The organism is Bacillus norwichensis, assembly GCF_014836955.1.
GTDB lineage: Bacteria > Bacillota > Bacilli > Bacillales > Bacillaceae_C > Siminovitchia > Siminovitchia norwichensis.
Map to the genome: position 1 here is coordinate 1 of NZ_JACSPV010000046.1, position 13,233 is coordinate 13,233.

At 29.4% G+C, this 13,233-nt stretch carries 10 protein-coding genes; 9 read left to right on the plus strand and 1 reads right to left on the minus strand.

The window, feature by feature from the left end; translation table 11 throughout:
- Positions 1-58: 58 nt before the first annotated feature.
- The 5 genes from H9631_RS18565 to H9631_RS18585 all read left to right on the plus strand — a co-directional run bounded on the left by H9631_RS18565 (position 59) and on the right by H9631_RS18585 (position 7,715).
- Positions 59-1,426 (plus strand): type IA DNA topoisomerase, encoded by a 1,368-nt coding sequence (locus H9631_RS18565; protein ID WP_318246835.1) that lies wholly within the window; start codon positions 59-61, stop codon positions 1,424-1,426.
- 81 nt (positions 1,427-1,507) lie between these two features.
- Complete coding sequence (locus tag H9631_RS18570; protein ID WP_225221150.1) at positions 1,508-2,863, plus strand: tyrosine-type recombinase/integrase; 1,356 nt, start codon at positions 1,508-1,510, stop codon at positions 2,861-2,863.
- Entirely contained in the window at positions 2,850-5,210 is a 2,361-nt protein-coding gene (locus H9631_RS18575) for a tyrosine-type recombinase/integrase (protein ID WP_191815486.1), read from the plus strand. Before H9631_RS18570 ends, H9631_RS18575 begins: the two co-directional genes overlap by 14 nt.
- A 1-nt stretch (position 5,211) precedes the next feature.
- Complete coding sequence (locus H9631_RS18580) at positions 5,212-7,254, plus strand: site-specific integrase (RefSeq protein ID WP_191815488.1); 2,043 nt, start codon at positions 5,212-5,214, stop codon at positions 7,252-7,254.
- Positions 7,239-7,715, plus strand: coding sequence for a hypothetical protein (locus tag H9631_RS18585; protein ID WP_191815490.1), 477 nt, complete (start codon positions 7,239-7,241; stop codon positions 7,713-7,715). The genes H9631_RS18580 and H9631_RS18585 overlap by 16 nt, the downstream gene beginning before the upstream one ends.
- A gap of 23 nt (positions 7,716-7,738) precedes the next feature.
- Here the strand turns inward: H9631_RS18585 and H9631_RS18590 are convergent, their stop codons facing one another.
- Positions 7,739-7,930 (minus strand): hypothetical protein, encoded by a 192-nt coding sequence (locus H9631_RS18590; protein WP_144460378.1) that lies wholly within the window; start codon positions 7,928-7,930, stop codon positions 7,739-7,741.
- A 124-nt stretch (positions 7,931-8,054) separates the two neighbouring features.
- Here H9631_RS18590 and H9631_RS18595 point away from each other — a divergent pair, with 124 nt between their 5' ends.
- The 4 genes from H9631_RS18595 to H9631_RS18610 all read left to right on the plus strand — a co-directional run bounded on the left by H9631_RS18595 (position 8,055) and on the right by H9631_RS18610 (position 13,225).
- Entirely contained in the window at positions 8,055-8,282 is a 228-nt protein-coding gene (locus tag H9631_RS18595; protein ID WP_144460380.1) for a helix-turn-helix domain-containing protein, read from the plus strand.
- A gap of 62 nt (positions 8,283-8,344) precedes the next feature.
- Complete coding sequence (locus H9631_RS18600) at positions 8,345-9,997, plus strand: dsDNA nuclease domain-containing protein (protein ID WP_186306529.1); 1,653 nt, start codon at positions 8,345-8,347, stop codon at positions 9,995-9,997.
- An 8-nt stretch (positions 9,998-10,005) separates the two neighbouring features.
- Entirely contained in the window at positions 10,006-10,539 is a 534-nt protein-coding gene (locus tag H9631_RS18605; RefSeq protein ID WP_144460384.1) for an ABC-three component system middle component 1, read from the plus strand.
- On the plus strand, positions 10,529-13,225 hold the full coding sequence (locus tag H9631_RS18610) for an AAA family ATPase (RefSeq protein WP_144460386.1): 2,697 nt from the start codon (positions 10,529-10,531) through the stop codon (positions 13,223-13,225). The genes H9631_RS18605 and H9631_RS18610 overlap by 11 nt, the downstream gene beginning before the upstream one ends.
- Positions 13,226-13,233 lie beyond the last annotated feature (8 nt).

The following is a 13,233-nucleotide window of genomic DNA, read 5'->3' on the forward strand; positions in this document are numbered from 1 at the left end:
AACATAAGAATAGACGGCTGTTTGGCATGCGCACCGAAAAGGTGCGCTTATTTTATTTATATTTCGGGCTTACAATGAAGGTTTCGTAAAATCAATAAACAAAAAAGAAAAGCACATTAAACCACCCAAATTACACGCGCTTTCCACCTTACAAGCTGTTGCAAATAGAAAGTGGAAGTATAGCCCTGCCAATGTATTAAAGACTGTACAGGGCTTATATGAGAAGAAATTAGTTACTTATCCCCGAACAGATACTCAATTCATTACGACCAATGAATTTGCTTATCTTAGCGCGAATGTGGAGCGTTATCAAGAAATTGCAGGTGTTTCATTTCCAATAGCTTCGAAAAGAGCCAATAAGCGATATGTAGATAATACTAAGGTTCAAGAGCACTATGCCATTATACCAACTAAGACCATTCCGACTGTAAAAAAGATACAAGGATTGTCTAATCAGGAACGAAATTTATATTTTGAAATTTTAAAAACAACTCTGGCTATGTTTCATTCGAATTATATTTACGAAGAAACAAAAATCATCACTGATGTAAATAAGCTTGATTTTGAATCTACCGGAAAGACAGAAATTAGCAAAGGTTGGAAAGAGCTATTTACACACGCCCAACAGCAAACAGTTAAGAAAAAAGACGAAGAAATTCAAATACCTATTCTGGAAGAAAATGAAAAGGTGTCAGGGGTTATACAAATGAAAAAAGGAATGACAAAACCTCCTAAGCCCTATACTGAAGGTCAATTAATTAATATGATGAAAACATGTGGTAAGAATATAGAAAATGAAGAGGAAATGGAAATATTAAAAGAAGTTGAAGGATTAGGTACCGAGGCAACTCGAAGCGGTATTATCGAAACCATTAAAAGACATGGCTATATCAATGTTAATAAAAATATTGTTAGTGTAACTAAAAAAGGTGAAATCCTCTGTCAATCTATACAAGGTAACCTTCTTTCCAGTCCTTCAATGACCGCAAAATGGGAAGCATACTTAAAAAAGATAGGGAATGGCGAAGGAAAACCTAATCACTTCATTTCTAGCATTGCAAGATTCCTAGAAAAATTAATCCAAGAAACTCCTCAACAACTGAATGTCAAAAAGCTGGATCAAAGTATAGCAATGACACAAAAGAATAATAAAATCGCAGCTTGTCCTACTTGTAAAAAAGGGAACATCATTCAAAGAAAGACGTATTATCGGTGTTCCGAACACGAAAACGGTTGTAAGCAAACTTTTCCAGGGCAGATATTGGGCAAAAAGCTGACGGAAAAAAATATTAAAGACTTATGTACTGAAGGGAAGACTAGTATGATCAAAGGAATGAAATCTAAAAAAGGGAAACGTTTTAATGCTTATCTAAGATTAAAAGAAGGTAAAATTACCTTCGAATTTGCAAATCATAGTAAGAAGTAAAACTATCCAACCTATAAGCATTTTCCTTTAGAATTACCTTAAATTTAACCTTGGATGATGAGAGTGGAAGTGATTATATTAATGAAAAAGATTAAAGAATTAAAAAATACTTCAACAACGGCCTATTTAGTAACCTTAGATGGTGATAACATTAAGACTGTTAACCTTCAAATCATTACAAAAAAGCGAAATTCAAATAAATACTTATTACTAATAAGTTCTAACGGAAAACCTATCCAGGAAGTGTTTTATTTTATAAATTTTATTTGTCAGTATGACTCGTTTAATGCCAGATTGCAGTCAGCTCAAGCTTTAAAGCTATTATATTCATTTTCAGAAATTGTACCAAAGGATATATCGCAATTCACTAAAAAAGAGTTTGCTGATTTTTCAAGATTTATTTTAGGACAAAGTATTAATGGTTTGCAAGAAACATGGCAATTGAAAACAAGTAGGTCAATTAATACACATAACGTTTATATGGCTACAATAAGAAAATATTATGCCCATTTGGGTCTTACAGACAAAAGTATCTTCGAATCCACAGTAGTGGGGATTGACAAGAGTACTTTTGGTCTTTTTGGTCATACGGAAAAAAGAAAAGAGAATAAGTATAACTCAAGTATTTCCAGAAAGAGAATAGATAAAGTACCAAAGTTTATAACGCTTGAGGAATATAAGGCAATAAAACTAAATTTAGAGTCGAACCCAACTTTGTTGAACCTAAGAAATGAAGTGATAATTGATCTTATGTATCTCAAAGGACTTCGTTTAGGTGAAGTGTTGGGTCTGACTTTAGAAGATATTAAAGAGCATGCTGATTACGAAAATGCGGGAGTAATTATCATTCGAAATAGGCTGAGTGATCAACCCCATCAGTTTGCCAAAAATAGTATACACCCAACGAGTAAAAATGACTATAAGACAGCGATTTATAGGGAACGTGGAGTACAGAAAATTGTAATCCCGGTGGGATTAAAGAATAAAATTGATAATTACATTTTCAAGAGTAGGGATTTATTCAATATATCTGATAAGGTAATCAGTAACATGTTACAAAACTCGATAGCAGACTCCATTGATTCGAATGAGAAGAATTATTATTTATTCTTAAGCAAAAATGGATCACCATTAACTTCCTCTGGCTGGAATGATTGGTTAAGAAAATTTTTTAAAAAGTTAAGTATACATACAGACAAAATATCTAAAAAAACAAATTTGAGCCACAGATTTAGACATGGTTACGCAATGTATCTGATAAATGAATTAAACTTAACTTTGGAAGAGGTTAGCCGATACATGAGGCATAAGTCGATTACCTCAACTTATGTTTATTATAACCCGACTGAAGACGAGATAATGGATGGCACTCTAATGATAGAACAAAAGATGAACCAAGCCTTGACAGAAGGGGATGGTATAATTGAGGAAAATTGATGTATTTTTCAATGAAATTCAAGAATTAATATCTCAATCAAAATGTGAGATTCTTCGGGAAGAGCTGGTTTTATTTTTTGAAAAGCATAAAAAAGGACTTGACAAGCAAATCGGTGGAAAACAAATAGCATTTTACTTTCTTATTATTAATTTGAAAGATATTAATATTAAAGAAATCAATTGGGAAACGTGTGTAAGGTTACATAATTTAGCGATGTATGAGGAATTAATGGTGGATAAAGGCAAGCTACCTAAGTCGCTAAAAACAACGATAATAAAAATATATGATAAAGGGTTGTCTACTGGTCTTTTTTCATATCAAATGTACGTAAATGATCTTTTTCGTGAACTTTATAAACAACTGAAACATAAGTATATCAATATCCAAAATATAAAACGATATGAAAAATACTTGGTATCTCACTATTTTAAACATGATCAAAAAAGATTTATTGATTATAAAAATGAGGAATTTTTTTCTGCTTTAATAAATTATCCGTTGGACAACGATTACACAAAACTAACTAAGTTAATTCTCAAAAATGGAAGTAGGAATTACTGGATAAATACAAATTCTAAGTTTATAAGAAAATGGGTTGAAAGATATATAAATGATTATGCAATGAAATACATTGAGCCAGTGACATACAGGCTAGTAGGATATTTTTTTGTTGATAGCGTAAATACATACAAAAATCTAGTGAATGATTTTGGAGAAGTAAATAATGATTTTTTAAATCATCAGTTAGAATATTTTAAGAAGATACCTAATGAAATAATTCAAAGAATCAGTCCTAGTAAACCCAATGTATTTATTAACCAATTGATAATCATGTACAGACTATTATTAGATGCTGCTGATGCAGACCAAGAAGTGGTTAGTTTAGCAGAGGAATATGCCAACTTGTTAAAATGTGAAGAGGCAACCACTGCGTTTAAGGGAGATTATTGCCCGATTTATTTTAATCCATACGAATCAGTCCCTAGCTCAAGTGTTAAGAAAATTGTTTTTTTAGCAAACGAATATACTAGGAATGGTGCTAATTCACGTAATTTCGACCTTACCTTTTTAGATATTAGCAATTTTCCGATGCAGATTAGAGGTGACATTTTAGAGTTCATCTGGTGCGGGTCTGGTACATTTTACACTAGGCAAAAGTTCAATTATTTAATTAAAGATTTCTATAAATTCTTAGAAAAAAATTCTTCTGAGTCCTTACAGACCGAGTTTGAAATAGAAAATCAGATAGACCATAAGACGCTTTTTAAATATCGTCAAAAATTGGAGTTCAAATATCCTGATACTGCAACTTTGAAAAATGCTTTAAAAATTATCAGAAACCTTCTTAAATACCACGGGAAAAAGTATAGTATTACAAGTAGTATGTTGAAAGTGTTGAATTTAAATAATCTAGAGAAAACATATGGCGGAAAACCAATTACAGAAGACGATTTAAGAATTATTTACGATGAATTTAAAAAGTACAGTGATAAAAATAAATTAAGTTTAATCGTCTTTGAAATATTTATTCTTACTAATTTAAGAATCGGTGAAATACTTAATTTAGAAAGGGATTGTATAGAATATAAAGATCCCTTGGGAAGAGCTAATATTAGATATCTATCTAAAACAAGCAATGGAGAGTATACAAGTCAATTAATGTCTGAAAAGGTTACTTATTTACTTGAGGAAGCAATTCGACTTACAACCTTAGTAGCTGACTATGATTCTCCTTTATCAAAGTATATATTTATCGAACCTGTGCAAAGAAAGATTAATAATAAGCTTAAAATTATAGATTTTGCCTACCTTTTTAAAAAGGTTTTAACAAAGATAGAGGACCAATTGGAGAATAAAAATTATAGTGTAAACAATTTAAGGCATACATACATTAACAATGTTTATAAGGAAGGTACAAAACTCAATTATTCATTGCCTAAGTTGGCAGCTATAACAAATAACGGGTACAAGACTGCAAAAATGTATTACCGAAAAAATAACGAGATTGAATTGTACGTAGAAGCATTATCCGGTGTAACACTTACCGATGTTGACATAAATGGCGAAATTAAGAAGGTTAAGAATAATGAATATAAAAATAGTGTGAAGGATAATTTGGGGCATTGTAAGGAAAATACATGTGTCTTTGAAGCAATGGAATGTTTAATATGTCCGCATTTTGTAACATTTACAAATAGAATACCTAAGTTTGAAAACAAAATTAAAGCACTGAATAGTACCATTAAAAACACCTCTAATCCAATAATAATAGAAGAGGCTGTTTCTCAGAAAAAGCTATTATCTCAGTACTTAAAAAATATGATAGCTCTTGAGGAGAATGATTAGTATGGAACAAGTAAAACTTGATAAACAACATAGTGAAGACACAAACCTTTTTGACGCCTTTCAGAGCAAAGAAATTCAAGGAATGCAAATTTCAAAACTAAGTACATTTAAGAGTCAAATTTGGGATTTTAGTTATTTAGATAGCGAGGAAAGAGCGACTAAGAGTAGTTTAGTTAAATTTCAAGGAGTTCCAAAAGAATATTTATTTTACATTAAAACTCACGCTTTAAAACAAATAAAACTAGATAATAAAGCATTCAGTACAATTAATAAAAATATTGATTTACTAAAAACAATAAGCAGGGAATTTATAGAACGAGGTATAGACAGTATATTTAAAATTTCTACCGATGAAGTAAAAGAATATCTTATGGAAAAAGAAAAAAGCTGTTCATTTCTTTATCTTGAAAGACTGACTGGTGCTTTGAAATCTTTTGTTAACCATCTTGATGAATATGAAGGTATAAATTATGAGAAGCTAATAGACTTCTTAATGGAAAAGCAAAGAAAATATTCTCAACATAGAAGTAAGACCGCGGTTAATGAATACATTCCAGATGCATTTTGCAACCAGTTAGTTTCTTGTGCTATCAAGGACTCTGAGAATGTAAGTTTGGAGATAGATGAGAGGATTGTGGCTTGTTTAATTATTATAGTAGCTGAAACAGGTATGCGAGCAGAAGAAGTAACTCATTTAAAAACAAATCAGCTTCGTACTTACAAAGTTAGTGAAAAGAAACAAGTGGATTATTTGCACTTTAAAACCTTTAAAACCATAAGAGGCAACGGATCAGAGTCTACTTATTGCTATTTAACACCAAACGCAGCTAAGGCTTATAAATTAGCAGAAACCTTGGTTGATCAAGCTATTAATAATTTGAGTGAATTTGTGTTTATGAAAAGAATTTATGAATTAGCGACCAATCAGGAGATCCCAAAGTTAAAACATTTAAATTCTGAGCACAGGGCTATCATCAATCAACTTAAAAATAAACAATTAAGTGATTACGAGAACAAGCTAAGAGAATATCTTTTTATAAGTAGTAAGACTGGAAAAAGAAGAGTCGGCACTGCCCCATTAACTGAAAATTATTGGAAGTTTATCATAAGAAATTACGAAGAGTTAAATAGTGTTGATCTAACCAACGAAGAAAGAGAGTCTTTGAACTATCTTCAGGTTACGAGTAAAGCAAGGTATAAAAAATGGTTTAATGTTGATTTCAGAAAGAAAAATACATTCGAAGAAACAAGAAAAATAAAATATCCTTATGTCAATCTTCATCGCTTTAGAACAACAGTATGTACAAAATTGTTTAAACAAAAGGTTCACATCGATTTTATAGTAAAGCACATGAATCATATCTCAGCAGATATGACTAACTACTATAACAAGAGTTATCAGCTTGAGAACAAACTGGAAAAAAGTATGGAGCATATAAAGGGGTTAATTAACGAACAAGGACTATTAATCACAAATAAAGAAGAAGCTTCTGAGGCGTATATAAAAAATGAATTAGAGTTAGAATCCTCTGTTGAGAAAATAAAAAAGATCAACAACTTTTTGATGAAAAACAATTTAAATATTAAAAGGGATGTAAAAGAAGTTTTAAATATACTCAGAAAAACGAATTCTCCAGCTGCCGAAAATGAATTTGGTATGTGCTTAAGAAGCATAATTCATAGTGTGTGTGAGCGAAGGAAGTATTTCCATACTTTTGATGATAATTATAACCTAGAAATAAAGCTGGACTCTTACAAGTTTTTAAATTTCGAGTACGAAAGGTTTAAGCAAAAATTGGAGGTAGTAAACTATAATAAATCCCTTGTTGAAAAGGAACCTGGGTATGCTGTTGAGTTTGATAGAGAATTAAAGGCTCTGAATAAATTTGTTGATGAGGTCTTAATAAGACAATTAGAGTCATTAAATAAAGATATAGATATAAAAGGCGAAAATGCGATACTCGAAGAATACCCCAATCTAAAAGAGATAGTAAGTAATAGAAATGAGATACTAACCGAGGTGATAACTTGGAAAAGATCATAAAGAAAATAAATGGCATATTAACTCAGATTAATTTGCCACCTACTGATGCAATTCCGGAAAAGACACTACAGAGATTAATAAACTTTGAAGAATATGCTAGTAATGTTGAAAAGTTAAATACAGAAAGCATTGAGGAAATCAAAAAGAGAAAGATGACCAAGGTTTCAATATCAAATTCTCCTGAGTTAAATATATCTAGAAAAACACTTTATAACGATAAAATTCTGCTGAAGTATGTAGAAGCAAAGATTGAGAAGCAAGTTGACTACTTTAATGAAAAGAAGTTGATGAAGCTACAAGAGCAATACCAAGAATTAAAATTGCAATATGAGAAAGTAACTGATCATTTATTAGATACCAGTATACTTCAAGCAGAAATATTACAGTATAAAGAAAAAATAGAAGAATTAATCCAGGATAAGAATAGATTATATATGATGCTGCAAAAATATGAAAAGTAATTAAATTAAAACTGTTTGGGTTACTATGATTTTCTTAAAAACCATTTCAAGTGATTGTAACCTTCTCTAGTTATTAACAATGTATTTCCTTTTTTGCTAACACTGTCTTTAAGAAGGATTTTGGAGTCGTTTTTCCAAAGTAAGTAAATATACTTTTCATTTTTTCCTAATTTTAAGCTAGCTTCTTTGGCTGTCAGTATATTGTTCCAATCCATTTTTGCATTCCTCCATCTTTATTGTATATTAGCTTTATTAGATTATTTAACCAAGGGGAATTCCTCTTTGAAATGCTACTTATAGTCTGTCGATTTATAGTCATCATTTTATCAGAATTATGATATGAAGACTAATAAAAATCAAAAACGAATCTTAATAACAATTGGAAATAACATTAGGAAATACAGACTTAAAAAGGGTTGGTCACAAGAAGAACTTGCGTTTGAATGCGAATTGCATAGAACTTATATAGGTGCGGTGGAAAGGGGAGAAAGGAATATAACCGTATTGAATTTAATTAAGATCAAGGAGAAGTTGGATGTTAAGATAGGAGATTTATATCCAGATTAAGGTATTATGTGAAACTTATGAATGCTTATTTATTACAAAATCGTGATGAAGAGGAAGATACAATGGAAAAAATAGAGATGGATAAAATAGAAAAAATAGTAAGCGCGATAAAGAAAAAGGAAGAAGAGTTAGATCCTATCATCCAGGAAATCATTCAAGATAACATAAAGAATAATAGTAAAGATGATTTTTATATGCTGTTAAATAAATTACTAGATGAGCAACCTGGAGAAGATGGAGGACAAAATGCATTAACTGGATTTTATTTTCAAATGTTGTGTACTCTATATTATCTCGCAGAAGTTCTGGAAGGAAGATGGGATTTTTTAGTATTAGAACTTCATCAAGATATAATTGTTGGTAATAGTTCAACAATAAGATTTACTCAAGTGAAATCTGAAGTGACAACTAAGAAAAAATTATCAAAAGAGGTTACAAAAACAGAGTTATATACGGGAGGATGGGTTCAGAAATTAATATCGATGGCTAGACTTTTTCCAAAAGGGCAAGGTGTAGAAACAGAATTTGAACTTATGACAAATTTTATAATAAAAGATTCTCCAACTGTAAAGGTTGAACATTATTTATATAATAAAGATTTTGATCATCACATAGCAGATGATGATCACCTACTTCAAAAAGTTAATGATTTTAAAACTAGAGGTCTAGATGATAAAGATTTTAATTACGAAGTTTCTTGTAAAGAATCGATTAAAGAACTGTTATCTAGATTCCGAATCAACCCAAAAGCAGTAGATATCAATAATCTAGAAGATTTTATTGGAACCGTTTCAAATAAATTAGGTCGATTAATACATGAATCAGTGGCAATTTCTTTTAAGGATATAAATTACCTTATTGGTGAACTTTGTTTTGAATGTAATCATTCAAACCAGGGTTCTTTAATGTATATTGATAATGAAAGGGCATTTGAATTCTTGCAGATCCTTAAACAACGGGTAAGTTCTAACCTAGAAGAATTCTATACAACAACGAATAATAATATATTAATTGATGAAATTGTTACAAAAATTAATTCAAGTTATACAGAACTTAAAGAACCAATGAAAAACCAAATATATGATGAATTAGAGAAATTTAGAATTTATTTAAAGAATAGTATAAATGATGAGGGATTTTCTATAAATGTAATGGTACATCGTTATTTGGAGGGTAAATCCTTCTCTTTAAAATATAATTCAATGCCTCCCTTAAAATTAAAGGAGAAAATAGAAGAAATATTTAAGACGCTTTTAATTTTAAATGTGTTACATGACGACGACATAAATTTTTCAAATGAATTTACAAGTATTTTAATAAAAGAGGCTAAGAATTCTTACATATCATTAGTTGGGCTTGATACTGATCAAACAATGGAAGAAGGATTAGAAAAATTAAGGAATATTATAGAAAAGGCGACTGACAAAGAAAAAATACTAATTTTGATGAAAGAGAATCATACGATATTTCAAGGGGAATATGATGATGAAGATATTCAGGAAAAACAAACAATTGATGCTAGTGAAGTAATTAATTTTGAGAATGATTTTTTTCCACAAGAAAAAAGTATAAAAGATGTTGATTATCATTGGACGATAATACCCGGCAGGAAGTTTATAGCATACTTAAGAAGAGTTAGAAGATATGAGGATATATATACTTTTAAACATGATGTTCGAAAAGGATTAGGAGTTTTCTTTAAAGTGGGGGAGTAGGTGAAGATATGGAGTTTAATCAAATTAAGGAATGGTTAAGAAAAAGTAAATTTATAGTAATACATTCAGATGATTTCTATCCAGAATACTTTTTTTGTAAAAGAGAGCAGATAAACGTGATAGTTAAAGAATATGAAAATGATGGTATATCTAGTGAAGTAAGAAATGATGCGGTGAATATAAGGAATATCTTAAATAAAATTGGTGAGAACATATGGAATTCGTATCTTTTTGTATGCAACAAAAACGGGGAAATTGATATCTCGTATTCAATAGAAAAAGATTCTATAGGTATAAGAAAGTATGTAATTAATTCTAAAGAAGATTTTAGAAGGATTCCATTTTTAGACAATAATCACTTCAGTGATAGTAATGATTTACCTTTCATTAATCTACCAGAAATTGACGAAAGTTTAACATTTAAGAAGGTCGTTGACTCTATAATTTCCAATGATGGGCTTCAAAGAGAATTAAATAATAGCGAAGTAAAAAACATATTAGCAGAGTTATATGGGATGGATGTGGTGAATAATGAGAATTGAACAAATTAATATTGAAAATTTTCGTTGTTTCAAAGGGTTAAATAAATTTAATGTAGATGGAAAAACCATAATTATATTTGGTGAAAATGGATATGGTAAGAGTTCCATTTTTGACGCAATCGAATGGTGTTTAACCGGGGAAATAGATCGTTTTAAACAACCGGGAAAAGGTCTGAATAAAAAAGTTATTGCTAATCGTCAGGCTGAGGAAGGTGAAAAATGTTCCGTTGAATTGACAATAGATGAAGTGAAATTCATAAGGTCTTTTCGCATTTCGGAAAATCCTAGAGAAAGTATAGTTGTAAAGAATTTATCAGATAAAATAATTGCTCAGGGAAAAGAAAACGTTGAAAAGTATATTGAGGAGAATATCGCAAATAAAAACACTAATAAGAAGCTACTTTCTGCCTTGATTAAAAGATCTCATTTATTGGCACAAGATCAAATTACAGATTTTGTGTTGAGAGATAATCCAAAAGACAGATTTAATGCTTTAGCTAACATAATGGGATATAGACAATTAATAAATATGGCAAAAAACTTAAATAAGGTGAAAAATAATGTTAATCAGTACATATCTAGTCTTTCCCAAGATGTTTCAACGTATAACCAGATTATTGATTCCAAACAAAAAGAAAAAGTGGAATTTAACTTAATCGATTTTAATAATCAATTAAATAGATTAGGAATTAATATTGATCAGGAAAAAGAACAAGTTCAGTCTGAAATAAAGAAAAAAGAAGAGATATTACTCGATAGTAAGAGCAAATTAGACAGTAAACTTTCTCAAATACAAAAAATTAATAATCCAGTTAAAGAATTGTCTTATAATAATTTGAATGACTCTCTGATTCATTTACAAAGCCTAATTCAAAAAGATAGGGAAGATATAAATAGGATAGAGTTACTAACCGAAAAAATAAATAGTGAAAATAAAGATATCACATCGAAAATAACTAATATTGAAGCACAAAATAATTTATTTGTTGAAAAAGAAAAATTGGAGAAAGAGATAAGTATCCTGGATTCTGAAATAAAAGAATATGGCTTTCTGGAAAAAGATATTACAGAACAGCTCAATCAAATAGAGCATTATCAAAATCAACTTTTTTATGCACAAACCCATTTAGAGAGTTATTTAAAGGATCAGAAAACAATTGAAGATAGTTTAAGAATAATGCAATCAAATAGATTATATATAGAGAAGTCAAAGAGAAGAATATCTAGATTTAATAAATATCTAAGTATATTTAACCCTTTACTAGATAACGAAAGAGAATCTACCTCATTAAATAATTTAAATGATGCTATTAAGGAAGTTTATAGTTACGTAGAGAAAAATAATAAGGATAAAGTTTGTCCAGTATGCTCAACTGAAAAAGAAAATCTATCGCAAACGATTTTGGATAATATAGAAAGAAACCTATATATCATTCAAAAAAATTCGAATAAGATTTCAAAAACTAACGATATAGTAAAAAGGATAAATAATAAAATTAATGACTTAACTAAAAGTATATCAAAAATAAATAATGAACAAAAAAATTTAAAAACAAATTTAGAATTAGCAAAAAGTAATATTGATGTAGTTAGTAAAAATGCTTTGTTCAATAATGAACTATTTGAAATGAGTTATGAAAAAATAACAGCCGAACTTAAAGTTTCCTCTGAAAGAATTAATGAGTTTAACAGTATGAAAGTAAAATATCATACTATAACAACATTAAAAAATAAATTAAATAAATATCCCAGAACAAAAAGAAGCGAAAACTTCTTAACGGAGAGCGATTTACAATCTAGGCTTAAGACTCTAGATAGAAGAAAAAGCTTTTTACAAAAACAGAAAGAGAATAAAGAGAAGATAATATCAGATAACGAGTCAATGTTCAATAAAAATAATCAAATTTTATTCATGTTGTCAGATATCTTACCTAATGATAAAAAAGATGTTACTATTGAATCGGTATTTGAAGAGATTAGGAAAGAACGTAATGAAATTACTGTACAAATTGATTTAATTAGGAATGTTTATGATACATATCAAAAATTAATAAAAAACTCTAGTGTAGAATCCTCTATTAGGGAATACAATGAAGTAGTTTCTAAAAAGAAAAAAGAAATGGAAAATTTTACGCAAGAATATAATATGATTGATGAATTTAGAGAAAGGATTTATGAACAAGTGGGTGATAAAGCTTCTGATTTATTGAATAAACCAGATTCAAAAATCCAGAAGTACTTTAGGTACTTAAATCCAGTGCCAAATGTGAGTGAAGTTCTCTTTGATTCACCGAATCCAGAAGAACTTGAAATTATATTGTCCTATAAAAGTACTAGCGAAAAATCTGAAAACAAAATTAATGTTCAACATTCTTTAAGCTCTGGTCAATTATATGTCCTTGCTATTTCGGTTTTTTTAGCTATAAATGAAGAACAAACTGTTAGTAAATTAGATTTTGTGGGTATTGATGATCCAATCCAAAATATGGATGATGTCAATCAATTTTCTGTTTGTGATGTATTATCAACAATTGAGAAACAATTGATATTCACCACACATGATTGGGATTTTTTAAAACTTTATTTAAAGAAAAATGAACATAAAAGTGATTCAATTCAAGTTTTTTTATTGGAAAACAAGGATAGCTTAGTGACCAACATTAAAAAAGTTACATTTAATAATTGATATTTTAT